We start from the raw sequence: 23992 nt of genomic DNA, 5'->3' as shown, positions 1-23992 counted from the left end.
GATGGCGAAAACGGCTCAGCCGACCAGCCCGCTCCAGCAATCGGTGCAGAACCTCGCGGGCACGCTGGCCGAACGCGCGGTGGAAGGGCTGTCGAACCGGGTCTCGAAGACCGCCGGCCGGTTGAACGACTACGCGGGTGGCGAGGGCAATCTCCTCGCGGCCGTGACCGGCGTCGACAAGCTGGCCGGCGGCGCTTCCCCACTGCACGCCGTCATGAGCGGAGGTATGAGCAAACTCAAGCACTCGGCGGGGGAGACGTTCCAATCGATCAAGAATTCGCTGACCGGTGGTGGCAAAGGAGGCGGGGGGAAGAAGCTCAAGCTGACCAATATCGTCGAGGAGATCGACGTCGGCGTGCCGATCGATCTGGCCTACGACCAGTGGACCCAGTTCGCGGACTTCCCGAAGTTCACGAAGAAGCTCGAGCAGGTCGAGCAGGTCTCCGATGAGAAACTCAGCTGGACCGGCAAGGTGTTCTGGTCGAGGCGGACCTGGGAATCGACGATCATCGAACAGATTCCGTTCGAGCGAATCATCTGGCGTTCCAAGGGCGCCAAGGGCTATATCGACGGTGCCGTCGGCTTCTACGAGCTCACCCCGAATCTCACCCGCATCCTGGTGGTGCTCGAGTACCACCCGCAGGGAGTGTTCGAGAAGACCGCCAATATGTGGCGCGCCGCCGGGCGCCGATGCCGGTTGGAGCTCAAGCACTTTCAGCGTCATGTCATGACCGATGCGGTCCTGCACAGCGACGACATCGTCGGCTGGCACGGCGAGATCCGCGACGGCAAGGTCGTGGAAGACGACGAGACGGCGCGACAGCGCGAAGAGGAAGAAGAGGCCGCCGAGGAAGACCACGAAGAGGACAACACCGACGAGGACAACGCCGGCGAGGAAGCATTCGACGACGAAGAACCGGATGAGGCAGAAGAAGAGGAAGACGAGGAAGACGAGCAGGACCGGGATCGGAGCGAGCCGGACGAGGAGGAAGAACCGGAGCCGCCTCGCCGCCGAACGGCCGCCCGCAAGAGCTCGGTCACTCGCCGGCCACGTGTGAGCGGAGGAGCAAGAAGATGACGATCGAACCCGCAGGAGGCGGGGGCGGAGGCGGAGCCGGCACGATGGCCCGGCCGAACTCGTCCAGCCTGGCCGATGTAATCGACACCATTCTCGACAAAGGCCTGGTCATCGACGCGTTCGCCCGGGTGTCGCTGGTGGGTATCGAATTGGTGACCATCGACGCGCGCGTCGTGGTCGCCAGTGTCGACACATATCTGCGGTTCGCCGAAGCGGTGAACCGGCTGGAGATTTCGACCAGTGAGCCGAAGGGCATCACCGACATCGTCGGCGACGTCACCGAGGGCGCGGCCAAGCACAAGACCAAGGGCGCACTCGATGCGGCCGGACAGAAGGTCGCGGACTTCCTCGGCGATGTGCAGGAGAAGCGGCAGACGGTGCACCGGCCCTCCAAGCGGGAGGAGCGGTGATGGCTGCCGATGCAACCGCCGTATACGTCTACGGCATCGTGCCCGCCGACGTCGAGCCGCAGCCACACGCCACCGGAGTCGGCGATCCACCGGGTGAGGTAACGGTCGTGCGGCACGGCGACATCGCCGCGCTGGTCAGTCCGCTCTCCTCCGATCGGCCCCTGGGCACACCCCAGGACCTCACCGCCCACGAGAAACTTCTCGACGGGTCCGCGGCGGTGGCCCCCGTGCTGCCGCTGCGGTTCGGCGCGGTCATGACCGACACCGATGCGGTGGAAAATGAGCTGCTCGAGGCGAACGAAGACGAATTCCACGCGGCCCTGGTGGAACTCGAGGGGCGCGTGCAGTTCGTTATCAGAGGACGTTACGTCGAGAATGCGATCTTGCGCGAACTGCTCGACGAGAATGCCGACGCCGCCCGCCTCCGGGACGAGATCCGTGGGAAATCGGAGGATGCGACCCGCAACGAGCGAATCATGCTGGGCGAGATGATCAATCAGGCCATCGAGACGAAGCGAGCCGAGGACACCCGCAAAGTGGCTTCCGAACTCGAGAAACTCGAGGCGATGGTCAACCTGCGCGACCCCACCCACGAAGAGGATGCCGTGCACCTCGCGGCACTGATCGAAACGGCCCGCCAGGACGAGTTGGAGGAGTTGTTGCGCCGGCTCATGTCGGACTGGGACGGCCGGGTGGAGTTGAGTCTGCTCGGGCCGATGGCGGCTTACGACTTCGTGACCAAGCGAGCACCGGAGGGGTGAGGCATGGGTCTGTTCTCTTCGATACTCCTGCTCCCCGCCGCGCCGGTTCGTGGCGTGATCTGGCTGAGTGAATTGATCCAGGAGCAGGTCGAACAGCAAATGCACGATCCCGTGAGGTTGCGGCGCGAGCTCGAGGACATCGACCGCGCCGCGGCCGCCGGCGAGCTGTCCGCGGAGGAGGCCGCGCAAGCGCAACAAGAGATCCTGAATCGGATGACCGGTCCGAGGTAGGTCCGACCGACCGGAAGAAGTGACTCCCGTGGCCCGCGACACCATCTCCGACGATGCCCAGGCATCGGACGAACAACCGCCACTCACCGCGGCGCAGGCCGCCGGGGTGGCGGTCGAATGCCTCGCGGAACTGACGACGAAGCCCCTCCAGGGTGTCACGAGCGTGGAGCCGACCGACGACGGGTGGCTCGTGGAGATCGAGGTGCTCGAGGATCGCCGCATCCCCTCGTCGGCGGACATCATGGCGACCTATCAGGTGGAGATCGATTTCGACGAGAATCTGCTGGCCTACCGCAGAACCGGACGCTACCACCGCGGTAGCACCGAAATCGGCCCGAGGGGGCGGTGATGACGGTAGTCGGAGGTGAGTCGTATCAGCCGCAGCCGTTCGGGGGCGGGGGCGGTGGCGGGCACTCGACCAACCTCGCCGACATCCTGGAACGTGTCCTCGACAAGGGCTTGGTGATCGCAGGCGATATCCAGGTCAATCTTCTCGACATCGAACTGCTCACCATCAAGCTGCGGTTGGTGATCGCCTCGCTGGAGACGGCCAAGTCGGTGGGCATCGACTGGTGGGAGACCGATCCCTGGCTCAACAGCAAGGCGCACACGCTGGAGAAACAGGACAACGACCTCGAACTCGAGAATCGGAAACTCCGCGAGCGGATCGCCCAACTGGAGGCCGCGAACGAACGCCCGGAGCCCATCGAACGTGCCCGCGAGCCGCGAAGGACCCACCGTGACCGGTGATCGGGCGGTCTGGTTGTACGCCGTGGCGGCCTCTCGCGACGACGCGGTCGCGCCCGACGGACCGGCCGGAGTCGCGGGGGAGTCGGTGCGCGCTGTTGTGTCGGGCGATCTCACCGCGATCGTCGGCTCGGTGCCGATGGATGTGTTCGGCGAGGAGCCGCTGCGCCGGAACTTCGAAGACCTGGACTGGCTGGAGGCGACCGCGCGGGCACACGACGCGGTCGTCTCGGCCGTGGTGCGCCGCGGCCCGGCCGTACCGTTGCGGCTGGCCACCGTCTTTCGCGACGACGAGCGGGTGCGTGAGCTGCTCGACGAACGGCGAGCGGATTTCGCCGCGGCGCTGGAATTGGTGAGCGGGCGCACCGAGTGGGGAGTGCGCGCCTACGGCGACCGTGCCGTCCTCACCGCCGCCGTGGCCGAGGCCAAGGCCGAAGCCGGCACCATGACGCCGGGCGCGGCCTATCTCGCCCGGCGGCGCGCGCAATTGTCCGCGCAGGAGACGGTCGAACGCGACGCGGCCGAGCGGGCGTCGCAGGTGCACGAGCGGTTGCTGCGCCGGGCCGCGGCCGGACGATGTCAGCCACTGACCGATCCGGCGGTGAGCGGCCGCCGGGACTGGATGGTGCTCAACGGCACCTACCTCGTCGACGACGACCGGACCGAGGACTTCACGGCGACCGTGAACGCGCTCGGCGCCGAATTTCCCGGTATCCGGCTCGAACTCACCGGCCCGTGGCCACCGTATTCGTTCGCCGGCGTACAACGTGAGCCGACATGACGCGGGCCGATATGACGCGGGCCGGCACCACACCGCCCGATCGCGGCGTCGACGCCGAGCGGCGTATCGCGCTGGTGGACCTCTTGGACCGGGTGCTGGCCGGCGGTGTGATAATCACCGGCGACATCAAACTGGCCATCGCCGATGTGGATCTGGTGCAGATCTCGCTACGCGCCCTCATCTCCTCGATCAGCACCCTGTTCCCGCCGGCCCTGTCCACGTCGTCCGACAAGCACGGCGATGACTGAATTCGGCGGTATCCCACCGCGTATCGACACCGACCCGGAATCCGTCGAACGCGGACTGGTCACCCTCGTGCTCACCCTGGTGGAGTTGCTGCGTCAGCTCATGGAGCGCCAGGCGCTGCGCCGCGTGGACGCCGGCGACCTCACCGACACCCAGGTCGAACGCATCGGCACCACGCTGATGCTGCTCGAACAACGCATGGCGGAACTGCGCGAACACTTCGGCCTCACCCCGGAAGACCTCAACATCGACCTCGGTCCGCTGGGGCCATTACTGCCCCCGCCGGAGTGACCGGGTCGCCCTCCGCCACTTGCTGCCGCGTCGAGCATGCGCGATAATTGCGATCGATGATCTGTAAAGTGTTGGAGGGCAATTGGTCTGATATAGCACAATCTCGTTCACTGTTTCTTGTGTGATGCAGCCTGTGGGGGACTTCGCATTGGATACAGTGCCGGAGAGTGAAAACGCGAGCGTAACGCTCGGCAGCGTAATCGCTGCGCTCTGCTGCTCGAGTCGGCAGAGTCCGGGTCGGGGCTGAGGCCCTGGTCGACATATCTGCCTGCGAATTGATTGGTGCGTATTCGCGTCTCTCGTGCACTTCTTCAGGAGTTCTACATGTTTGATATCGCCCTGCTCGGGTCGGGTTGCTTCGTCTGCTATCTGGCGCTGTGTACCGTCGTGGTGCTCCGCACCGGCGACACTTCTGGTTTGCGTGATGTCGCTCTCGCGGTTCAGTGCTTGCGACGGATGCGACAATTGAGCTGATGACGCAGGGCGGGGCGATGTATTCGAATCGCTCAATGCTCGCCTCGCCCTACAGCTTTCGATAGCGTTCATGCCTCATGCGGCGTGCACGTACGCGCTCAATACCTCGCGTTCCTCCGCCGCCGCCTGTGAATCCGGGAAGTGTTGTGCCAGAATCTCATCCAGTTGGTTGAGCCGCTTTCGTACCCACGAAAAATGATGTTCGATCGGCTGTTCGAGGACCGGCGCTACCGCGGCCAAGCTGGCGTCGAGGTCGCCCAGCCGGGCGCTGGACATGGCGAGATAAATCGTTGTCAGCATCTCATCGCCGGGTGAACGCTGATTTTTCCACGCGCGCAGGGCTTCTTCCGATGCTTTTACCGAACGCTTCAAGGTCTTGGCATCATCGGCCCACATGAGTGAAAACCCGTGATAGTAAATCTGTTTCGCGGGTGTGAAGGTGAACAGACCTGGTATCTCATCGTTGTTGGCTCCGTGATCGCGCGCCCGGTCGGCTTGTACGAGCAATTCTGCGGCCCCCTCTGAATTGCCGAGGTTGGCTACCGATGCTGCCAAGCTGCACAACAGCCGTGGCTCACTGGTGCCGGTCGATGCGCTGACGTAGCGCAAACCGTCCTCCGCAGCGTCGCGGGCCAACTCGAAATCACGCGTGAAGCGGTGTGCGAGCGCCTGGGTTCCCCGCGCCCACGCACGGAGTTGGTCGTGGTTGGCTCGCTCACCGAGCTGGAAGGCCGCTTCGGCGTGCAACTTCGCATGGGAGTGCTGCCCGAGGTCGAGGGTGAGATATGCCAGCACACCGCACACGCGCCCGAGCGCTACGTAGAGGTCGCGAATCGTGTTCGGGTTGTACGCGCCCACTCGCAGCCGCCGCGTCAACTCTGCCCGGAGTGCAAGGGCACGATCGAGGGTGCGGTCATAGGACTCCAAGCGCGCCTGTGTAGCGATGTCCACGATGCGCTGGCCGATGTCATCGAGTGAGACTCCGTCCGGCGCCGCCAGCAGCGCCTCCGACCCGCGCCGAGCATCCTCGAGCATCCGCATGGTGTCGGCCGCTCGGGATCGTTCGATCTGGTCCGCGTCCCAAGCCGTGACCACCTCGCCGTCTGCATCGAGCGCCAGGTCTGCCTGTTCCGCCCACGCTCGATTGCCGGGCCAGCGCCGGCCTGCCTCGATGGAAGCGATCCACGAATGATCGCAGAACAGCGCCGCGGCCAGCTCGCGTTGGGTATGTCTCCGCATAAGGCGGTAGCGGCGCACCATCTGTCCGACTCGGTTCGCGTTCATATGTGGCAATCGTGCACTGGTCATCTCATCCCCGCTGGTGACAGATCACGGATGCGCGCTTTGTCACCACGGTATCGCTACCGCGAGCTGCTTGCGACTGGTGATCTGAGCTGGACGGTTTCAAGGACCAGGGGAGTAGGGGAGTCAGCAATGTACGGGGTGATGAATCACGATCGCGTGCCGGTGATGACGATCGGCTACGCGCACATCATCATGCAGGTGCATATCGACTGTGCGCTGTGTGTCTGCCCGGTCAAGCAGCAGGCGAAGCAGCGTCTCATCGAAGCGAAGCATCTTGTCCCGGATAGCACGCGGCAATGACGGCTGAGGGGTGGGGACTCGTTGCGGCAGTCGGTATTCCGATCGCCGTAATTGTGCTCGCGGTGGTCTGGCCCGAGCGGGTCGCCAAAGACATAGCGCGGGACAACTCGGTGCAGGGAATTCTGAATCGCGTTGAGCGAGAGAAGGAACAGGGTGCGCGGCAGGCGAATTATCTGGGTCGAGCCTACGGCGGACTTGGATTGGATGTTACGGATCGCTTGCCCCGATTGCGGCCAGGGGACGCCGGTGGTGCGAGGTACGGCCGCGAAATTCCTCATAGCGGACCATCTCGGGCGCGACGACGAGACGCGTACGGCAGCTGAAGCTGAAATTCACAGGCGCCTAACCAGACTGAAGTCATGGGAGGAGACCCGGTGGCGGTCGAATTGAGCACAACCAATCTCGGTCGGCAGTGCGCGGACTGGGCATTGACGGACGGGCAAGTCACTGTCTTCGGTTTCGTCGACAGCGACCGCGACCGTCTCTACATGGCCCGGTTCGACCGAGTGAACGCCCTGTGGCGTGAGCCGCGTGGCGTCGCATTCCCGGAGGGGCTGTCGTTGGCTCGGGTTCATTCGATCCTGCCCGAGTTCACCCGCAAGAGCGACCCAGACCTCGGCTTCCCGCATCACTGACGCCAGATGCCGGAGAGCGGAAACCCGTCGTTTCGTGGGTGCCTACGCCTCAGGCCGTCGGTGCCGTGTGTTCGCAATTCGATTGCACGGCAGTGCGCAGTCGTGTGATGATCGGGATCACTCGTACGGTGCGACGAAGGGGAGGCAGCTTGTGGAACGTGCCACGGTCTACCGCTGGAACGTTCGTAACGGCACCGGAGTGCTGACTCGACCGGACGGCTCACTCGCGTGGTTCCACTTGTCAACTGTGGACCAAGAAGATGTTCTTGCACTGCGGGAGGGCGATGAGGTCGATGTCGAGATCGAGAATATTCCTCAGGGGGACTACGAATGTCGAGCTGTATCCGTGCGACGGCATATAGAATAAGCGCCACACTGGCGGCGCTATTTGCTTGCGCCGCAGCGTTTCTCGTATCAGCGCCGCAGGTTGTGGCAAATCCCGGAGCTGTGCCGGGCGTCTATCACTATCATCCGAATGACACTCGCTATCGCTATGACGGACAGCACGGGAGTTTCACGGGTGACGCAATTTACGCCGTCCAGGACCCTGCGGGTGGTAATCGTTTGATTTGGTCGCTGCGCGTGTCACCTTCTGTGCAGGAAATCGTGCAAGGGCCGATGTCGTGCGGTGCCTCCGTACTCGGCAAAGCCGGCTACCACGATTTTCACCCGTCGATCCCAGCGGATTATTGGTGGCATTCAGCAGTCACCGATATCCAACTGGACCGTACGTACAAACTGGAGGCCAAATGCGACTTCACCGCCACCAATGGCCACACCACCGCTCCCGGCAATGTGCGATTCACTGTCGAGTTCACCTTACATTCGAGCTGATGGAGTGATCATTCCGTCGCGCACGACCGTGCGTTGCTCCTGGCGAGCCCATCGCCCGGATCCCGGGGCGGAAGGGCCGTAGGGTGAATGTATGAACCGGTTAGGTAGCGCCACTTCTCCCTACCTGCGCCAGCACGCCGACAACCCCGTCGACTGGCGGGAATGGAGCGCCGAGGCGCTGGCGGAGGCGCGGTCGCGGGATGTGCCGATCCTGCTGTCGGTCGGTTACGCCTCCTGTCACTGGTGTCACGTGATGGCGCACGAATCGTTCTCCGATCCGGCCACCGCCGAACTGATGAACGCGAATTTCGTCTGTGTGAAGGTCGATCGCGAGGAACGGCCCGATATCGACGCGGTGTACATGTCCGCGACCGTGGCGATGACCGGGCAGGGCGGGTGGCCGATGACGTGTTTCCTCACGCCGGCCGGGGAGCCGTTCTACTGCGGCACCTACTATCCGAAATCGCCGCGCGGCGGTATGCCGTCGTTCACCCAGCTGCTGACGGCGGTCGCCGATACCTGGACCAATCGCCGTGCCGAGGTCGACCAGGCCGCCGGTCAGGTGGCGCAGGCGCTGCGGGACCAGGGCGCCGGACTGCCCGCGAGCGAGTTGACCGTCACGCCCGAGTTGCTCGCGCACGCGGTCGCCACGGTGCTGCGCGATGTCGACGAACGCTACGCCGGATTCGGCGGGGCGCCGAAGTTCCCGCCCTCGGCGCTGCTGGAGGGCCTGCTGCGCCATTACGAGCGCACCGGGGAAGACGCTGCGCGACAAGCGGTTTCGGCGACCTGCGCGGCCATGGCGCGCGGGGGAATCTACGATCAGCTGCGCGGTGGCTTCGCTCGCTACTCGGTCGATGCCGCCTGGGTGGTTCCGCATTTCGAGAAGATGCTCTACGACAATGCGCAACTGCTGCGTGCCTACGCGCATCTGGCACGGCTGGAGGCGAGCGGTGAACCGGGTACGGGCGACCCGCTGCCGCAGCGGATCACCGAGGAAACCGCGGCCTTCCTGCTCACCGATCTGCTGACCGCCGAGGGCGGGTTCGCCTCGGCCTTCGACGCCGACACCCATGTGGAACCCGGGGCGCCCGGAATCGAGGGCGCCACCTACGTGTGGACGCCGCCGCAGCTCACGGAAGCCCTCGGTCCCGAGGACGGCCCCTGGGCCGCAACGATTTTCGGCGTGACGCCCGAGGGCACGTTCGAACACGGCACCTCCGTGCTCACCCGGTACACCGATCCCGGCGCCGGACCGGGCGAGGATCCCGCCGACGCCCGCCGCTTCGACGACATCCGGCAGCGGCTGCGCGCGGTGCGGGACCGGCGGCCGCAACCCGAGCGCGACGACAAGGTGGTCACCGCCTGGAACGGCATCGCGATCACCGCCCTCGCCGAGGCCGGTGCCGCCCACGACCGGCCGGAATGGGTCGACGCCGCGGCGCGGTGCGCGCGGTACCTGCTGGACCGGCACCTCGTCGACGGCCGTTTGATGCGCGCCTCACTGGGCGGCGCGACCGGTAACGCGCCCGCCGTCCTCGAGGACTACGCGTGGCTGGCGACCGGACTGCTGACCCTGCACCAGGCCACCGGCGAACTGTCCTGGCTCGACCGGGCGCAGCAGCTGATCGACGCCGCCACAACCCTTTTCGAGGACCCGGCACAACCCGGCAGTTGGTTCGACACGGCCGTCGATGCCGAGGAACTCGTCGCCCGCCCGCGCGATCCGCTCGACGGGGCGACCCCGGCCGGGGCCTCCACCTTCGCCGAAACCCTGCTCACCGCCTCCGCCCTGAGTGCCCCGGACCGCGCGGCCCGTTACCGCACGCTGGCCGATGCCACCCTCGACGCAGGCGCCATCGTGCTGGCCCGTGCGCCGCGCTCCGGCGGCCAGTGGCTCAGCGTCGCCGAGGCGGCACTGGCCGGGCCGATCCAGATCGCGATCTCGCAATCGGCCGACGCCGACGCTAGCGCCGAACTGCTCGGCACTGCACGGCGTTTCGCCCCTGGCGGTGCGGTCATCGTTGCCGGACAGGCAGATTCGGCGCCGCTGCTCACCGAGCGCCCCGCACTGGGAGGCGCCCCGGCGGCCTACATCTGCCGTGGCACCGTTTGCGATCTCCCGGTCTCGGATCCGCAGCGGGTGCGCACAGCACTGGTGGGAGAGTGAAGCGCCGCTGATCCGGTAGCGGCATCCATTCGATGCCGCCCAGCTGTATTCGGGTCTCAGACGGCTTACACGGTACCGAAGCTGAGCGTGCGGGGTGGGCGACGGCGTGAATCGGAGGTAGCGAGAGGTTCGCGTGGTGACGATGGGTGCGCGGCATCCGGCCCGGCGCAGCCGCCCTCACTCCTCGACCGGAGCGTTCGCGCCCAGTCCCACCGGTTTGCGATCGGTCCAGCACGCCGTCGGCTCCCGGCGGCCGCGCAGCTGGATCTTGTCGTAGAGCACCCACCGGGAACGTTCGGATTCGGTCGCCGCGTCGATCACGGCCTGGCTGGCCAGGATCCGGCGGGGGACCTCCTTGGCCTCGGTGGTGAGCCGGGAGGCCTCGTTGACAGCGTCGCCGATCACGGTGAATTCCAGCCGGGTGTCGGTGCCCACGTCGCCGGCGAAGACGCTGCCGCGCGCCAGGCCGATGCCGATATCGAATTCGCCGCCGAGGGCCACCTCGTCGCGGATGCGCCGCGCGGCGCGCAGGGCGGGAGTCGCGTTGTCGCCCAGAGCGATCGGGGCGCCGAAGATGCACAGCGCCGCGTCGCCCTCGAATTTGTTGACCAGCCCGCCGTTGTCCTCGGTGGCCGAGACGACCACGGCCAGTAGGCGATTGAGCTGATCGACGAATTCGCGCGGCGCGAGTTCGGTCGACATCTCGACCGATCCGGTCACGTCCACGAACAGCGCGGTCACCACCCGCACATCGCCGGTCAGGTCGACGCCGCCGGCCAGTGCGCGTTCGGCCACCTCGTTGCCGACGTGGCGGCCGAAGACGTCGCGCATGCGTTCGCGTTCGGACAGATTCTCGGCCAGCTCGTTCACCGACAGTTCCAGGCGCCCGATCTCACTGGCGCTGGTGATCGGCACCCGCGCGGACAGTTCCCCGCGCGCGATCCGGTCCAGCGCCCGCCGCAGCGTCCCCAGCGGCGCCGCCACCGACCGGGCCAGCGTGGCGGTGGTCAGCGCCCCGACCAGCAGGCCGACCAGCGACATGTACAGCGCGGTCCGCACCCGATCGGTGGCGTCGGCCACCGGATCGCCGAGGACGGTGATCAACATCAGCAGCGGCATCGCCCCGGCCACCGCCCAGGAGATGACCAGCCGGTTGAGCACCGTGGCACTCCAGTGCGAGGTACCGCCGAGCACCCGCGCGATGACCGGGATCGTCGGCCGGATGAGCCGGTCCACCACCAGGAAGGTGAAGCCCGCCGACTCCAGCCCGCCCAGGAAGAACATCGCCCCGATCGCCCACAGGGCCCGGGTGGGCACCACCTGGGCGAACAAGGCCGTGGCGATGGCGACACCCGGTATCCAGATGGCCAGCGCCCGCACTGTGATGGCGATGGGTAGTCGGAGTAGTCGCTCGGCCTCGGGACGGGTGGGTCGGCGGGTCTGATCGATCCAGCTGAAGTAGTACACCCGGTCGCGCACCGCCAGCACGATGCCGGCCAGTGCGCCGATCACCGGATAGATCGCGGTCTGGGCCACGGCACTGAGCCAGTCCTCGCCGAGGTTGCCGAGAAATCCGCTCAACCACAATTCGACGACGATCACCGCGAGGCCGCCCAGATTGCAGACCATCACCACCGTCGAAAGGCCCCAGCGCGCACGCAGGGCCCAGAGCACGAGTCGACTGGTCATAGCCCCTGGCAGTGGTCTGGTTCGGTATTACCGGTTTCGGACGTATAGCACGAACGAGCATAGAACCCGCCCGTACGGCCGCGGCAGGTTACCGGTGATCTTGCCCTACGAGAATACGACCAACCAGATCGCGACGTAATGACACAGGGCAGCGAGAACCGTTGCCGCGTGGAAGAATTCGTGGTGACCGAAGACCTCCGGCCACGGATTCGGCCATTTCGCGGCGTACAGGATCGCGCCGACGCTGTATGCGATGCCGCCGATCAGCAACAGCACCATCGGTGTGACGCCCACATTGTGGGTGAGCGTCGCGGCGACCGGCACGATGGCCCAGCCCAGCAGCAGATACAGCGGCACCCCGACCCAGCGCGGCGCGGTCGGCCACAGCACCTTCAATGCCACCCCGGCGACGGCACCCGCCCAGACCACGCTCAGCAGGGTGATCCCGGTGCGGCCGGGCAGCCCCAGCAGGGCGAACGGTGTGTAACTGCCCGCGATGAACAGGAAGATCATCGAATGGTCGGCGCGCTTCATCCGGATCCGGGTGCGTGCGGACTGCCAGGTCACCCGGTGGTAGATCGCGCTGATGCCGAAGATGCCGCAGACGGTCACGCCGTAGACCAGCGTCGACCAGCCCGCGGTGGCGGAAACGGTGGCCGAGAACGCGACGAGCACCGCCACGGCGATGGCCGCGACGCCGACCGCGTAGGTGTGGATCCAGCCGCGCATCCGCGGTTTGACGGCCAGGGTGCGCAGCCCCTTCTCGGCCAGATGCTCGAGTGTGGACACCTCCCCGCGGACCGGATTTGCCGAGCTCACCGATTCGGACACTAGTTCCCTCCTGAGTAACCTACGGTTGCGTAGGTTAGTTCTTCAGCCACTGTACCGGCAGTAGGCTCCGCGTGCCGGACGCCGCCGCGATAGGGTCGATCGGAACCGGGGAACTGATTCGTGGTGTCCGCTGCCATTCCTGCGCAGCAGAAATTGGCGGAGAACTCGGGCGGCACGCGAGAGGTGGATAAGGTTGGCAGCCGTGAAGCTTGCTAGTCGGGTGCTCAGCGGTAAGGTGCGCAACCTGCCCTATCGCATCTACGAAGCGCAGCTGTCGAAACAGCTGGCAGGCAAACAGCATCCGCGTCACGTCGCGGTCGTTTGTGACGGAAATCGCCGCTGGGCGCGGGAGAACGGCTTCACCGACGTCACCCACGGCCACCGGGTCGGTGCGCTGAAGATCGCCGAACTGGTCGGCTGGTGCGAGGCCGAGGGCATCGAGATGGTGACGGTGTATCTGCTCTCGACCGAGAATCTCAGCCGCTCCGCCGACGAACTGGAAACCCTGTTCGAGGTGATCACCGATGTGGTCGAGGAGCTGTCCGCGCCGGAGAACAACTGGGGTGTGCGCATCGTCGGGTCGCTGAAGGGCCTGCCCGAGGATGTCGCCCGCCGCATGCAGAAGGCGGCCGACGAAACGCACGGTCGTGGCGGTGTGCACGTGAACGTGGCCATCGGCTACGGCGGCCGGCAGGAGATCGCCGACGCGGTGCGCTCGCTGGTGCGGCAGGAGATCGCGGCCGGGGAGACCGGTGAGGATCTGGTGCAGTCGATCACGGTCAACGCGATCGGCCAGCATCTCTACACCTCCGGTCAGCCCGATCCGGACCTGGTCATCCGCACCTCGGGAGAGCAGCGGCTCTCGGGCTTCCTGCTGTGGCAGAGCGCCTACTCCGAGATCTGGTTCACCGAGGCCTACTGGCCGGAGTTCCGCCGCGTCGACTTCCTGCGCGCGCTGCGCGACTACGCCGCGCGGCATCGCCGTTACGGAGTGTGAGCGGGCGGGCCGCAGATAACGGCCCGGCGCAGGATGTGTTGCATTGCATGATCATCCCCCGATCCGGTCGTGTGCTCGCGTACCGTCGCGAACATGAGCGAGATGCGGGGCGGGCCGGGTGGTGCGACGGAGGTGGCCGGAGCGCCGGTGCCCTACGTCACCTATGCCGAATTCGGCCGGCGATTCGTGGCCTACGCGGCGTCCGAACAGCGCATATCCGCTGTTTTCGCCCAATTGGCAGGTAGCGCATTCGATTTCGGCCCGATCGGGGTCGGCCCGGCGCATCTGGCGAAGGCCTCGGCGCAGGTGCGACTCGGTGATCCGGTGCTGGAGCGCTCGGTCGGCGAGGTCGTCGGCTTCGAGCTCGCCATCCCGCTCGATATCGATCTGCTGCTGGATCTGGCCGTCGATCGCCACCGCTTCGAGGTCAGGGGTTTCGTCCACGTCCACCTGACGGTGCGCACCGCGGCGCCGCTGCGGATCCTCATCGATATCGCCGAACCGCGTCCGGGCGATGTGCGGATCAATGTGGCCACCACGACCCGGCGCGGCCAACTGCTGCGGCTGCTGGCCAGCGTCGATCACGAGATCCGCCGGTTCGTCGCCCGCTATGTGGCCAACGAGATTCGCCAACCGCATATCGCGGCCGTCCGCGATATCGATGTCGCCGCACGGCTGGACGCGGCCTGGCCGGCCTGATTCGCCAACTCGTCGAAAGGAACCGAATCAGAGCTTGCGCAGCCGGATCCGGTTGATGCTGTGGTCGGAATCCTTGCGCAGCACCAGGGTTGCGCGTGGCCGCGTCGGGAGGATGTTCTCCACCAGATTGGGCCGGTTGGTGGCGTTCCAGATCTCCTGGGCGGCGATGGTCGCCTCGGAATCACTGAACTTCGCGTAGTGGTGAAAATGCGACTGCGGGTCCGCGAACGCCGTTTTCCGAAGGGAGAGAAAGCGATCGACATACCACCGCTCGATATTCTCGATGCGCGCGTCGACGTAGATCGAGAAGTCGAACAGGTCCGAAACCATCAGCCGCGGCCCGGTCTGCAGGACGTTGAGCCCTTCCATGATGAGGATGTCGGGCTGGCGCACGCAGTGGAACTGGTCCGGCAGAATGTCGTAGGCGATATGCGAATACATCGGTGCGCACACCTCGGACGCACCGGATTTGACCTCGGTGACGAAGCGCAGCAGCTTGCGCCGGTTGTAGCTTTCCGGGAAACCCTTGCGGTGCATGATGCCGCGCCGGGTGAGCTCCACGGTGGGATAGAGGAATCCGTCGGTGGTGACCAGATCGACGCGCGGATGGTGATCCCAGCGCGCCAGCAGCGCCTGCAATACGCGGGCAGTGGTCGATTTACCGACCGCCACACTGCCGGCGATGCCGATGACGAACGGCACCTGATGATCCGGATGCGTTTCGCCGAGGAAGGTCGCGGTGGCGGCGAACAGCCGCTGCCGGGCGGCGACCTGGAGATGGATCAATCGGGCCAGCGGCAGATAGACCTCGGCGACTTCTTCGAGATCGATCTGCTCGCCGAGACCGCGCAGGCCGATCAGTTCTTCCTCGGTGAGGATCAGCGGAGTCGATTTACGCAGGGTGCGCCATTGTTTGCGATCGAATTCGACATACGGACTCGGCTCGCTCATCCGGGCCACCTACGCACACTCCCGGTCCGGAGTTCCCCCGCTGGGCGGGCGCGCCACCACCCGTAACGACGTCACCGATGAACCTGTGCCGTGCCCGGCGCGGTGAAATGCGCTCGACAGTCCTCGCATAGGCGAATTCTCCTCGGAGTGGGCACCGCGCCGAACGCGGGGTGTTATTACTCGCCGGTAACCCTGGGTGACATTTCTCTCTCGACCGACGGGTTTCGGTCGCCGGCGAGGCCGGGAACGGGGAAGCGGCTATCGTCGGATGTCATGGCTGCGCATCCGCTCGTCACCGAATATCTGCGCCTGGGACTGGCATTCGACCGATTGGAACCCGGCTTCGTCGACGCCTACACCGGCGATCCCGCGCTGCGCCGGGCGGTGGAGTCGGCGCCCGCGCCGCAGCCGCGCGAACTGGCCGACCGGGCGGCGGCCCTGCGCAAGGAACTGCCCGAGGCCGGGCTGAGCGAGCAGCGCGCCGAATTCCTGGAGGCGCATCTGCGCGCGCTGGAATGTTCGGGACGCAAGTTCGCCGGTGACGACATCTCCTTCATCGAGGAGGTGCGGTCCTATTTCGACGTCGATATCGCCCTCGGTGACGTCGAGGACTATCGGGACGCGCACCGGCAGCTCGACGAGGTGCTGGCCGGTGACGGCTCGCTGCTGGATCGGATGACCGCACATCGGCGCGCCGACGAGATTCCGCCGCAGCGCCTCACCGAATGTGTGCAGGCGTTCTCGGGCGCACTGCGCGAGTTGGTGCGCGAACGCTATCCGCTGCCGGATCACGAGCAGGTGGAATACGAGATCGTCGGCGACAAACCGTGGTCGGGATTCAACTACTACCTCGGCAATTTCCGGTCCCGGGTCGCGATCAATTCCGATCTCAAACAACATATGGCGCAGCTGCCGGCGCTGATCGCGCACGAGGCCTATCCCGGTCACCACACCGAACACTGCCGCAAGGAGGCCGGGCTGGTCGCCGCCGGACAGGACGAGCAGACGCTGTTCGTGGTGAACACGCCGCAATGCCTGATGGCCGAGGGGCTGGCGGATCTGGCGCTGAAATCGATCATCGGCCCGGACTGGGGAATCTGGGCGCAGGAGATCTACGCCGACCTCGGTCTGCGATTCGACGGCGAACGCGCACAACGACTGTCGAGCGCCTCGGCGAAACTGCTGGCGGTCCGCCAGGATGCGGCGCTGTTGCTGCACGATCGCGGCCGCAGTGCCGACGAGGTCGCCGAATTCCTGCAGCGCTGGAGTCTGACCACACCCGAGCGCGCCCGGCAGTCCCTGCGTTTTCTGTCCTCGCCGCTGTGGCGGGCCTACATCAGCACCTATGTGGAGGGGTATCGCCTACTGGGCGGATGGCTGGATCGCGCGGTCGACACCGACGATCGGGTGGCGCGCTTCGGCCGGCTGCTCGACGAGCCGCTGACGCCGGCGGCGCTGCGCAGGATGTGAGGACGCGCCGTAGCGAGAATCGGGGAATATTCGGCCCCGGGACATTCGGTGGCGATGTCCGTACGCGGAAATAGTTAGCACGGCAAACAATGGCGACCGTGACCGGCATCGCAATATCCGGTTCGGGGCTATCGAGTAATTCGCCGGAAATCCGATTTCATGCACCGACCGGATCCGCGCCCCGACTCGCGAACCCGGCCGAAGGGTGTCGGTGCTACTACGCGCCCCAGCCCGCGCACCCGGCGTTGCCGCCGGAGGAGATGGTGCAGGCGGACTTCAGGATGGCGAAAAGCATGTCCTGAATCGAGTTACCGGTACCCGCGGTGAAAAACAGCATGTGAACCCCTGATGTGATCGAATGAGTCGATGACGCTGTCACAGTCGTCGACAGCGCGGCGAATGTTACGCCTTTTTTACACAGTGGGCAGCCCCGTTTTATGGGGGCGCAACGGGCCGGTGTGCAGTCGCTATTACGCCTCGGCGGGTATCGAGGTCGCCGCGCCCGGCACCGGTGCGGGGCACAACGGAGCGGCCGGGGGCCACCACATAGACTGTGCGCGTGACCCAGACGACCGCCCCCTCTGTCAACACCCAGTCGCTCGCCGATCTCGATCCCGAGCTCGCCGCCGCGATGGCGGGCGAACTCGCCCGTGAGCGCGACACCCTCGAGATGATCGCCTCCGAGAACTTCGTGCCGCGCGCGGTGCTGCAGGCACAGGGCAGCGTGCTGACCAACAAATACGCCGAGGGTTATCCCGGTCGCCGCTACTACGGCGGTTGCGAGCACGTCGACGTGGTGGAGAATCTCGCGCGCGAGCGGGTCAAGGAGTTGTTCGGCGCCGAATTCGCCAACGTGCAGCCGCATTCGGGCGCACAGGCCAACGCCGCGGTGCTGATGTCGCTGATGAATCCGGGCGAGAAACTGCTCGGCCTGGATCTGGCGCACGGTGGTCACCTCACCCACGGCATGCGGCTCAACTTCTCCGGCAAGCTCTACGAGGTGCACGCCTACGGGGTGAGCAAGGAAGACCACCGCGTCGACATGGACGAGCTGCGCAAGCAGGCGCGCGAGGTCCGGCCGAAGGTGATCGTGGCCGGCTGGTCGGCCTACCCGCGTCACCTGGACTTCGCGGCGTTCCGCGAGATCGCCGACGAGGTGGGCGCCTACCTCTGGGTCGATATGGCGCATTTCGCCGGTCTGGTCGCCGCCGGTCTGCACCCCTCGCCGGTGCCGCACGCGGATGTGGTGTCCTCGACCGTGCACAAGACCCTGGGTGGTCCGCGTTCGGGTCTGATCCTGGCCAAGCAGGAGTACGCGAAGAAGCTCAACAGCGCCGTGTTCCCGGGCCAGCAGGGCGGTCCGCTCATGCACGTGATCGCCGCGAAGGCCGCCGCCTTCAAGATCGCCGGCACCGAGGAGTTCAAGCAGCGCCAGGCACGCACCCTGTCGGGCGCCAAGATCCTGGCCGAGCGCCTGACCGCCGCCGATGTCGCCGGTAACGGCGTCACCGTGCTGACCGGCGGCACCGATGTGCACCTGGTGCTGGTGGATCTGCGCAACTCGCAGATGGACGGCCAGCAGGGCGAGGATCTGCTGCACGAGGTCGGAATCACGGTGAACCGCAACGCCGTTCCGTTCGACCCCCGTCCGCCGATGGTCACCTCCGGCCTGCGCATCGGCACCGCCGCGCTGGCCACCCGCGGCTTCGGCGACACCGAATTCGCCGAGGTGTCCGACATCATCGCCACCGCGCTCGCGGGCAAGGCCGATCTCGCCGCCCTGCGCGCGCGAGTGTCCAAGCTGGCCCAGGACTTCCCGCTCTACGACGGCCTGGAGGACTGGAAGCTGCTCGGCTGAGCCGTACCGCAGTGCGATCGACCCCGGTAGCCGGACCCGGCCGCCGGGGTCGATCTGTGAGTGCCCTTGTCCGCCAGGGCATCTCGCTTCGCGGTCGGTCCGGCAGCGCTCAGTCGCGGGTGCTCAGGTATTCGATGTACATGGGCCGCAAGGCCTCGGCGATCTCGCCCTCACCGGAGTGCATGTAGTCGTCGAGCATCGGCAGTACGTACTTGATGTCCGCCTCGCTCTCACCGATGTTCCCGGTGGCGGCCTCCGCCGCCGGAATCTGCTCCAGCAGCCGCCACAGGAACTTGACGTCGCCGTGCCGGACGGCGTGCTTGACCGCTCGGTCGTGCAGTTCCTTCGACGACAGCTTCTCCAGCTCTGCCACATCGCTCATGTAGCGACTCTAGCGGGTTCGGCCGGGTGGCCGGGCAACTCCGTAGCTGACCGATAGCTACCGGTCGGCGTTCACTACCTATTCATCGACACGCCTGTCATCTCGGGAGCCGGAATCGCGAAATCGCAGTACCGTCGAAGTGCGAGCCGCGTCGGTGTGGCTCGTCCGGGAGGTTCTGATCGTGGCTGAGCAACTCAGTACGAGAGGGCCGGTACCCGGCCCTCGGGTCGTTTGACCCCAGGGCGGACCGGCCCAGCGAGAACGTCCGTGCGGGTATGGCACGGACAACAAAGGAGCCCACCGTGACTGATGCACGCTCCGTCATCGCTCCCTCGAAAGCCCGCTCCGACAAGAGCGGAGGCTCCGGAAAGGGAGCCGGCACCTCGCCCCGCAAATCCTTCGTGATCGACACCTCCGTGTTGTTGTCCGACCCCTGGGCCATGACGCGTTTCGGTGAACATCACGTGGTGTTACCGCTGGTGGTCATCAGCGAACTGGAGGCCAAACGGCACCATCACGAACTCGGCTGGTTCGCCCGCGAAGCCCTGCGCAATCTCGATGATCTGCGTTTGGAATTCGGCCGGTTGGACCTGCAGGTCCCGATCGGCACCGAGGGGGGCACGCTGCAGGTGGAGTTGAATCACACCGACCCGGAGGTGCTTCCGGTCGGGTTCCGCACCGACACCAACGATTCCCGCATCCTCGCCTGTGCGCTCAACCTCGCCGCCGAGGGGCAGCGAGTAGTGCTGGTGTCCAAGGACATTCCGCTGCGGGTGAAGGCGGGCGCGGTGGGCCTGCCCGCCGAGGAATACCACGCCCAGGACGTGGTGATCTCCGGCTGGACCGGAATGACCGAGCTCGAGGTCGGCGCCGAGTGCGTCGACCGGCTCTACGCCGATTCGGTCATCGATCTGGACGAGGCCCGGGACCTGCCCTGCCACACCGGGATTCGGCTGCTCGGCGCCAAGGGCAGCGCGCTGGCGCGGGTGACCGCGGACAAGCGGGTGCAGCTGGTCCGCGGCGATCGGGAGGCCTTCGGCCTGCACGGCCGCTCCGCCGAACAGCGCATCGCCCTCGATCTGCTGCTGGACGAGAGTGTGGGCATCGTCTCGCTGGGCGGTAAGGCCGGCACCGGCAAATCGGCCCTGGCGCTCACAGCGGGCCTGGAAGCGGTGCTGGAACGGCGTTCTCAGCGCAAGGTGGTGGTCTTCCGGCCGCTGTACGCGGTCGGCGGTCAGGAGCTGGGCTATCTGCCCGGCAGTGAGAGCGAGAAGATGGGTCCGTGGGCCCAGGCGGTCTTCGACACCCTCGACGGCCTGGCGAGCCCGGAGGTGATGGAGGAGGTGCTGGCCCGCGGCATGCTGGAGGTCTTGCCGCTCACCCACATTCGCGGCCGGTCGCTGCACGATTCGTTCGTGATCGTGGACGAGGCGCAGTCGCTGGAACGCAATGTGCTGCTCACCGTGCTCAGCCGGTTGGGCAGCGGCTCGCGGGTGGTCCTCACCCACGACGTCGCTCAGCGCGACAACCTGCGGGTGGGCCGCCACGACGGTGTCGCGGCGGTGATCGAAAAGCTCAAGGGCCACCCGCTTTTCGCTCACGTCACGCTGACTCGCAGCGAGCGCTCGCCGATCGCCGCGCTGGTCACCGAGATGCTGGAGGAATACGGGCCCAACGCCTGACGGCGGCCGGCCGAGCGAAAACCCCGAGGCGGTAGCGGACCTGTTCCGCTACCGCCTCGGCGGCAAAAGGTGTGTCCCAGCAAACATTCGGAATATGGTTCAGATCACACGGTGGCGGGTTTCTTTCCGCAAGAACCCTGCTCGACGTGATTGTCGGTGTGTCAGATAGGTTCGCCGGATCATTGCCGAGCGCTGGCCTGTGGGTCGGTGGTGTCGCATGCGGCACTGTCTGCCTTCACCTTCCGAGAGGATGAACATGCACCACTTCGCTCGACGTTCCGCCGCCGTTGTGATGGCCTTCGCCGGGACGGCGCTGCTGTTCACCGCCGCCTGCAGTAACGACAACAACGACAACAACAGCTCGGGTACCACCACGACCCATGCCGGTGCTGCCGAGACCACCGGCGCGATGGCTACCGGGACCATGGCTACGGGCACCATGACGCCGGGCGAGACGCCGCCGGGCGCTGCCGCGGCCACGGAAACCAAGATCGCGACCCAGAACGGCCAGGAGATCGCGGTCTCCGGCCACATCCTCACCAAGTACACCGACATGGGCGGTGTGCAGAGCCCGCTCGGCGAGCCCACCGGCGCCTCGGTCCAGGGGCCCAACGGTGGTTCCTGTCAGGAGTTCACCGGCGGTGCGATCTGCTGGAGCGAGCAGACCGACGCCCATGTGGTGTGGGGCGATATCCGCACGGCCTGGGAGAGCAACGGCGGCGTGAACGGCAAGCTCGGCTATCCGACCAGCGACGAGAAGGACAACCCGACCGGTAAGGAGAGCGACTTCACCGGCGGCACGATCACCTGGAACTCCGCCGATCGGCAGACCACGGTAACCGCCAAGTAGGCGACCCGCGCGGCGCGGCGGCGAGGCATCGTCACGGTCTCGCGGGCCGCGCCGCTGTGTATCGCACGACGTCCGCGCGTAATTCCCCCGTTCGGCCCGGGCAGCCGGTACCTTGTCGGGGTGCAAACTCAGTTGACCGATCGTGAGCTGCTGGAATCGCTCGCGCACGCGGTGGAAGACAATCTCCGGCGCCACACCGATCTGGCGCAGGTCTGGCAGCCGCACGAATACGTGCCCTTCAGTGACGGACGCAATTTCGGCTTCCTCGGTGGTGTCGACTGGGATCCGGAACAGGCCACCCTGGGCGAGGTTGCCACGGTTGCGCTCACCGTGAGCGTGCTGATCGCCGACAATTTGCCGTCGTACCATCGCGAGCTCGGCAAGTACCTGCGCACCGGGCCGTGGTGGCGCTGGGTCGGCCGGTGGACGGCCGAGGAGAACCGCCACGAGATCCTCATCCGCAACTATCTGATGGTGACGCGGGCGCTGGATCCGGTCGAACTCGAGCGCGCGCGGATGGAGCATATGACCACCGGCTTCCGCCGGCCGCCGCTGCATCTGCTCGATGTGCTGGCGCTGTGCGCCTTCGAGGAGTCCGCCTCGGCCGTGCGGCATCGCAATATCGCCGCGCTGCAGGAGAATCCGATGGTGACGGCGATCGCGGACCGGATCGCGCTCGACGACGAATTGCAGTCGGAGTTCTTCGGCAATCTGGTTGCCGCGGCGCTGGACCTGGTGCCGGATCAGGCCATGCGGGCGATCGCCGATCGGATCGCCGAGTTCCGGGTTCCCGAACTCACCCTGCGCGACGGCCGCAACAGTACCGACGTCCTGGCCGAGGCCGGCATCTACGAACCGAAGCGCGCCGGTGAGCTGGTTTTCGCGCCTCTGCTGGAACGCTGGAACATCTTCTCGCGCACCGACTTCGGTACCACCGGTGAGGCGGCGCGGGCGGAGATCGCCCACCTGCGCGGCTGATGTCGCGACGGTCGTGGTGTGCCGGTGCGCGCACCACGACCTCGAGCACCGGCCGGTGCGGATCCTCGGTCCGCGCCGGGCGCCGCTCGGCTGCGCGTGCTCAGCGTCGGCGGACCAGGTTCCAGATCCCCGCCGCGGTGCCGCGCAGGAAGTTCTCCCAGCTGAAGTGGTCGTGCCACAGGGTGATGCGGCCGTCGACGAGTTCGAACGTGCCGCATACCCAGAACCCGATTTCCAACGGGCCCATGCGCAGGTAGTCGGTGCGCTCGGTCAGCACCGTCTCGCCCTCGACCGCGGGCGCGCCGTCGGTTTCCGCGGCGATGTGGTGCATATCGGCGCGGAAACCGAACGCATCGCGACTGAGCCCGCGCAGCACCGCGCCGACCCGGTGAATGCCCCGGATATCGGGCAGCGACGTGTTCTTCCAGACGATGTCGGGATCCAACAGATCCAGCGCCTCGTTCACCGCGCTCATTTCCATCGCGGCGAAGAACTCGCGCACCGTGGTCACGGCGTTCTGTTGTAGCTCCGGTAATTCGGCCATAGTCCGACTGTAGGCGTGCGAGGGCGCGGACGGGGGATGATCGGGCTCGTTTCGGCTCGTCGTCGGGTGTTCGGCGCGGTTCAGCCGCGGCGCCGGGCGATCAGCGCGGCCACTCCGTCGAGGATGCGCTCGATGCCGTAGCTCAGGGCCGCGTTGCGATCGTCGGCGGGGGTGTCGGCGAAGGCGGCCACGACCTCGGGATAGCGGTCGGCATGAGCGGCCAGCACCTCGCCGACCTGCCGGGTCATCTCGCTTTCGGCCTGTTCGGGGCCGGTCGCGGCGGTCTGCTGCACCAGGCTGCGGACGTGGCCGTTGAGCAGCACCACCGTGTCGAGGCGTTCGGAGCCCCGTAGACCCGTGCCGGCCAGCGGGGCCAGTGCGGCCTCCATCCAGCCCAGTTCGTTCGGGCCGAGCGGCCGCGCGCCGGCGGTGAGTTCGATGGTCCACGGATGCGCCCGATAGCGCTCGTACATCGTGTAGGACCACTGCCGCAGCGCCTCGCGCCAGGGTTCGGGGTCGGATTCGGCGGCCTCGACCTGCGGCGGCTGTCCCATGCCATAGTCGAGCATCAACGCGGTGAGCTCGGCTTTTCCCGGCACGTAGCGATACAGCGCCATTTTGGCGCAGCCCAGCCGCTCGGCGAGCCGCTGCATCGATACCGCGGCCATCCCGTCGGCATCGGCCAGCGCGATGGCCTCGGTCACGATGCGCTCCAACGACAGCGACGGCTTGGGGCCACGCCGGGGGCGCTGCGAAGTACCCCACAGCAGTTCGTGGGCAGTCGGTCCGGTCATGACG

At 66.4% G+C, this 23992-nt stretch carries 28 protein-coding genes; 21 read left to right on the top strand and 7 right to left on the bottom strand.

Annotated elements, in window-relative coordinates; all coding sequences use genetic code 11:
• Position 1 precedes the first annotated feature (1 nt).
• The 10 genes from NN2_RS26875 (at position 2) to NN2_RS37435 (ending at position 5019) form a co-directional block, all read left to right on the top strand.
• Complete coding sequence (locus tag NN2_RS26875) at positions 2 to 1078, top strand: SRPBCC family protein (protein ID WP_063016994.1); 1077 nt, start codon at positions 2 to 4, stop codon at positions 1076 to 1078.
• On the top strand, positions 1075 to 1488 hold the full coding sequence (gene gvpJ, locus NN2_RS26870; protein ID WP_174553898.1) for a gas vesicle protein GvpJ: 414 nt from the start codon (positions 1075 to 1077) through the stop codon (positions 1486 to 1488). Before NN2_RS26875 ends, gvpJ begins: the two co-directional genes overlap by 4 nt.
• Positions 1488 to 2249 (top strand): GvpL/GvpF family gas vesicle protein, encoded by a 762-nt coding sequence (locus NN2_RS26865; RefSeq protein WP_051757144.1) that lies wholly within the window; start codon positions 1488 to 1490, stop codon positions 2247 to 2249. The genes gvpJ and NN2_RS26865 overlap by 1 nt, the downstream gene beginning before the upstream one ends.
• A gap of 3 nt (positions 2250 to 2252) precedes the next feature.
• Complete coding sequence (locus NN2_RS26860; protein WP_063016993.1) at positions 2253 to 2480, top strand: gas vesicle protein GvpG; 228 nt, start codon at positions 2253 to 2255, stop codon at positions 2478 to 2480.
• Positions 2481 to 2508: 28 nt separating this feature from the next.
• Positions 2509 to 2829, top strand: a complete 321-nt coding sequence (locus NN2_RS26855) for a gas vesicle protein GvpO (RefSeq protein WP_245658866.1) — start codon at positions 2509 to 2511, stop codon at positions 2827 to 2829.
• On the top strand, positions 2829 to 3230 hold the full coding sequence (locus NN2_RS26850) for a gas vesicle protein (protein WP_063016991.1): 402 nt from the start codon (positions 2829 to 2831) through the stop codon (positions 3228 to 3230). The genes NN2_RS26855 and NN2_RS26850 overlap by 1 nt, the downstream gene beginning before the upstream one ends.
• The gene (locus tag NN2_RS26845; RefSeq protein WP_082857294.1) at positions 3220 to 4008 is read left to right on the top strand and encodes a GvpL/GvpF family gas vesicle protein; all 789 of its coding nucleotides are present in this window, start codon (positions 3220 to 3222) and stop codon (positions 4006 to 4008) included. Before NN2_RS26850 ends, NN2_RS26845 begins: the two co-directional genes overlap by 11 nt.
• Entirely contained in the window at positions 4005 to 4256 is a 252-nt protein-coding gene (locus tag NN2_RS26840; RefSeq protein ID WP_063016989.1) for a gas vesicle protein, read from the top strand. The genes NN2_RS26845 and NN2_RS26840 overlap by 4 nt, the downstream gene beginning before the upstream one ends.
• Positions 4249 to 4545 carry a gas vesicle protein K gene (locus NN2_RS26835; protein WP_030518151.1) on the top strand — a complete coding sequence of 99 codons (297 nt, stop codon included), beginning with the start codon at positions 4249 to 4251 and terminating at the stop codon, positions 4543 to 4545. Before NN2_RS26840 ends, NN2_RS26835 begins: the two co-directional genes overlap by 8 nt.
• 324 nt (positions 4546 to 4869) lie before the next feature.
• Positions 4870 to 5019, top strand: a complete 150-nt coding sequence (locus tag NN2_RS37435; RefSeq protein WP_156055833.1) for a hypothetical protein — start codon at positions 4870 to 4872, stop codon at positions 5017 to 5019.
• Positions 5020 to 5094: 75 nt separating this feature from the next.
• On the opposite strand, the gene NN2_RS26830 is transcribed toward NN2_RS37435, so the two are convergent.
• A complete protein-coding gene (locus tag NN2_RS26830; RefSeq protein WP_169812450.1) occupies positions 5095 to 6303 on the bottom strand; it encodes a helix-turn-helix domain-containing protein in 1209 nt (402 codons plus the stop codon).
• A 150-nt stretch (positions 6304 to 6453) separates the two neighbouring features.
• Here NN2_RS26830 and NN2_RS37865 point away from each other — a divergent pair, with 150 nt between their 5' ends.
• The 4 genes from NN2_RS37865 to NN2_RS26815 all read left to right on the top strand — a co-directional run bounded on the left by NN2_RS37865 (position 6454) and on the right by NN2_RS26815 (position 10263).
• Positions 6454 to 6624: a hypothetical protein gene (locus NN2_RS37865; protein ID WP_169812449.1), complete on the top strand. Its 171-nt coding sequence runs from the start codon at positions 6454 to 6456 to the stop codon at positions 6622 to 6624.
• 374 nt (positions 6625 to 6998) lie between these two features.
• Positions 6999 to 7259 (top strand): hypothetical protein, encoded by a 261-nt coding sequence (locus tag NN2_RS26825; RefSeq protein WP_063016985.1) that lies wholly within the window; start codon positions 6999 to 7001, stop codon positions 7257 to 7259.
• Between the two features lie 429 nt (positions 7260 to 7688).
• Entirely contained in the window at positions 7689 to 8093 is a 405-nt protein-coding gene (locus tag NN2_RS37430) for a hypothetical protein (protein WP_156511476.1), read from the top strand.
• A 91-nt stretch (positions 8094 to 8184) separates the two neighbouring features.
• On the top strand, positions 8185 to 10263 hold the full coding sequence (locus tag NN2_RS26815) for a thioredoxin domain-containing protein (protein ID WP_063016983.1): 2079 nt from the start codon (positions 8185 to 8187) through the stop codon (positions 10261 to 10263).
• 177 nt (positions 10264 to 10440) lie between these two features.
• Here NN2_RS26815 and NN2_RS26810 read toward each other — a convergent pair whose 3' ends face one another.
• Both NN2_RS26810 and trhA read right to left on the bottom strand, forming a co-directional pair.
• Positions 10441 to 11952, bottom strand: a complete 1512-nt coding sequence (locus NN2_RS26810) for an adenylate/guanylate cyclase domain-containing protein (RefSeq protein WP_036526294.1) — start codon at positions 11950 to 11952, stop codon at positions 10441 to 10443.
• A 105-nt stretch (positions 11953 to 12057) separates the two neighbouring features.
• Complete coding sequence (gene trhA, locus NN2_RS26805) at positions 12058 to 12681, bottom strand: PAQR family membrane homeostasis protein TrhA (RefSeq protein WP_063017014.1); 624 nt, start codon at positions 12679 to 12681, stop codon at positions 12058 to 12060.
• 304 nt (positions 12682 to 12985) lie between these two features.
• Between trhA and NN2_RS26800 the strand changes: the two genes are divergently transcribed.
• The gene (locus NN2_RS26800) at positions 12986 to 13780 is read left to right on the top strand and encodes an isoprenyl transferase (protein WP_063016981.1); all 795 of its coding nucleotides are present in this window, start codon (positions 12986 to 12988) and stop codon (positions 13778 to 13780) included.
• Between the two features lie 93 nt (positions 13781 to 13873).
• Positions 13874 to 14479: a hypothetical protein gene (locus tag NN2_RS26795; protein WP_063016979.1), complete on the top strand. Its 606-nt coding sequence runs from the start codon at positions 13874 to 13876 to the stop codon at positions 14477 to 14479.
• Between the two features lie 27 nt (positions 14480 to 14506).
• Here NN2_RS26795 and coaA read toward each other — a convergent pair whose 3' ends face one another.
• Entirely contained in the window at positions 14507 to 15439 is a 933-nt protein-coding gene (coaA, locus tag NN2_RS26790; RefSeq protein ID WP_063016977.1) for a type I pantothenate kinase, read from the bottom strand.
• Positions 15440 to 15703: 264 nt separating this feature from the next.
• Here coaA and NN2_RS26785 point away from each other — a divergent pair, with 264 nt between their 5' ends.
• Entirely contained in the window at positions 15704 to 16900 is a 1197-nt protein-coding gene (locus tag NN2_RS26785) for a DUF885 domain-containing protein (protein WP_063016974.1), read from the top strand.
• Positions 16901 to 17459: 559 nt separating this feature from the next.
• Positions 17460 to 18758 (top strand): serine hydroxymethyltransferase, encoded by a 1299-nt coding sequence (glyA, locus tag NN2_RS26780; RefSeq protein ID WP_063017012.1) that lies wholly within the window; start codon positions 17460 to 17462, stop codon positions 18756 to 18758.
• Positions 18759 to 18867: 109 nt separating this feature from the next.
• On the opposite strand, the gene NN2_RS26775 is transcribed toward glyA, so the two are convergent.
• Positions 18868 to 19140: a hypothetical protein gene (locus NN2_RS26775; RefSeq protein ID WP_030518599.1), complete on the bottom strand. Its 273-nt coding sequence runs from the start codon at positions 19138 to 19140 to the stop codon at positions 18868 to 18870.
• A 302-nt stretch (positions 19141 to 19442) separates the two neighbouring features.
• On the opposite strand from NN2_RS26775, the gene phoH2 reads away from it, so the two are divergent.
• The 3 genes from phoH2 to NN2_RS26760 all read left to right on the top strand — a co-directional run bounded on the left by phoH2 (position 19443) and on the right by NN2_RS26760 (position 22650).
• Positions 19443 to 20822, top strand: coding sequence for an RNA 5'-3' helicase PhoH2 (gene phoH2, locus NN2_RS26770; protein ID WP_030518600.1), 1380 nt, complete (start codon positions 19443 to 19445; stop codon positions 20820 to 20822).
• A gap of 256 nt (positions 20823 to 21078) precedes the next feature.
• Positions 21079 to 21672 (top strand): LGFP repeat-containing protein, encoded by a 594-nt coding sequence (locus tag NN2_RS26765; protein ID WP_063910885.1) that lies wholly within the window; start codon positions 21079 to 21081, stop codon positions 21670 to 21672.
• Positions 21673 to 21792: 120 nt separating this feature from the next.
• Positions 21793 to 22650 carry an acyl-ACP desaturase gene (locus NN2_RS26760; protein WP_063016970.1) on the top strand — a complete coding sequence of 286 codons (858 nt, stop codon included), beginning with the start codon at positions 21793 to 21795 and terminating at the stop codon, positions 22648 to 22650.
• A 100-nt stretch (positions 22651 to 22750) separates the two neighbouring features.
• Here the strand turns inward: NN2_RS26760 and NN2_RS26755 are convergent, their stop codons facing one another.
• Together NN2_RS26755 and NN2_RS26750 are read right to left on the bottom strand one after the other, a co-directional pair.
• Entirely contained in the window at positions 22751 to 23194 is a 444-nt protein-coding gene (locus tag NN2_RS26755; RefSeq protein WP_036505026.1) for a limonene-1,2-epoxide hydrolase family protein, read from the bottom strand.
• 80 nt (positions 23195 to 23274) lie between these two features.
• A complete protein-coding gene (locus NN2_RS26750; protein ID WP_063016968.1) occupies positions 23275 to 23988 on the bottom strand; it encodes a TetR/AcrR family transcriptional regulator in 714 nt (237 codons plus the stop codon).
• Between the last annotated feature and the right edge of the window lie 4 nt (positions 23989 to 23992).

The organism is Nocardia nova NBRC 15556, from assembly GCF_001613005.1.
In the GTDB taxonomy this organism is placed as follows: domain Bacteria; phylum Actinomycetota; class Actinomycetes; order Mycobacteriales; family Mycobacteriaceae; genus Nocardia; species Nocardia nova.
Note: the sequence above shows the minus strand (reverse complement) of the source record. Positions and strands in the feature narration are given on the sequence as shown.

Excerpts from the sequence above, each read along its gene's own strand:
- NN2_RS26765 (WP_063910885.1), top strand. The coding sequence starts at position 21,079 with ATGCACCACTTCGCTCGACGTTCCGCCGCCGTTGTGATGGCCTTCGCC.
- NN2_RS26815 (WP_063016983.1), top strand. The coding sequence starts at position 8,185 with ATGAACCGGTTAGGTAGCGCCACTTCTCCCTACCTGCGCCAGCACGCC.
- NN2_RS37865 (WP_169812449.1), top strand. The coding sequence starts at position 6,454 with ATGTACGGGGTGATGAATCACGATCGCGTGCCGGTGATGACGATCGGC.
- NN2_RS26785 (WP_063016974.1), top strand. The coding sequence starts at position 15,704 with ATGGCTGCGCATCCGCTCGTCACCGAATATCTGCGCCTGGGACTGGCA.
- NN2_RS26850 (WP_063016991.1), top strand. The coding sequence starts at position 2,829 with ATGACGGTAGTCGGAGGTGAGTCGTATCAGCCGCAGCCGTTCGGGGGC.
- NN2_RS26875 (WP_063016994.1), top strand. The coding sequence starts at position 2 with ATGGCGAAAACGGCTCAGCCGACCAGCCCGCTCCAGCAATCGGTGCAG.
- trhA (WP_063017014.1), bottom strand. The coding sequence starts at position 12,681 with ATGCGCGGCTGGATCCACACCTACGCGGTCGGCGTCGCGGCCATCGCC.
- NN2_RS26810 (WP_036526294.1), bottom strand. The coding sequence starts at position 11,952 with ATGACCAGTCGACTCGTGCTCTGGGCCCTGCGTGCGCGCTGGGGCCTT.
- gvpJ (WP_174553898.1), top strand. The coding sequence starts at position 1,075 with ATGACGATCGAACCCGCAGGAGGCGGGGGCGGAGGCGGAGCCGGCACG.
- NN2_RS26835 (WP_030518151.1), top strand. The coding sequence starts at position 4,249 with ATGACTGAATTCGGCGGTATCCCACCGCGTATCGACACCGACCCGGAA.
- NN2_RS37435 (WP_156055833.1), top strand. The coding sequence starts at position 4,870 with ATGTTTGATATCGCCCTGCTCGGGTCGGGTTGCTTCGTCTGCTATCTG.
- NN2_RS26860 (WP_063016993.1), top strand. The coding sequence starts at position 2,253 with ATGGGTCTGTTCTCTTCGATACTCCTGCTCCCCGCCGCGCCGGTTCGT.
- NN2_RS26755 (WP_036505026.1), bottom strand. The coding sequence starts at position 23,194 with ATGGCCGAATTACCGGAGCTACAACAGAACGCCGTGACCACGGTGCGC.
- NN2_RS26865 (WP_051757144.1), top strand. The coding sequence starts at position 1,488 with ATGGCTGCCGATGCAACCGCCGTATACGTCTACGGCATCGTGCCCGCC.
- NN2_RS26750 (WP_063016968.1), bottom strand. The coding sequence starts at position 23,988 with ATGACCGGACCGACTGCCCACGAACTGCTGTGGGGTACTTCGCAGCGC.
- NN2_RS26775 (WP_030518599.1), bottom strand. The coding sequence starts at position 19,140 with ATGAGCGATGTGGCAGAGCTGGAGAAGCTGTCGTCGAAGGAACTGCAC.
- NN2_RS26840 (WP_063016989.1), top strand. The coding sequence starts at position 4,005 with ATGACGCGGGCCGATATGACGCGGGCCGGCACCACACCGCCCGATCGC.
- NN2_RS26795 (WP_063016979.1), top strand. The coding sequence starts at position 13,874 with ATGAGCGAGATGCGGGGCGGGCCGGGTGGTGCGACGGAGGTGGCCGGA.
- NN2_RS26830 (WP_169812450.1), bottom strand. The coding sequence starts at position 6,303 with ATGAACGCGAACCGAGTCGGACAGATGGTGCGCCGCTACCGCCTTATG.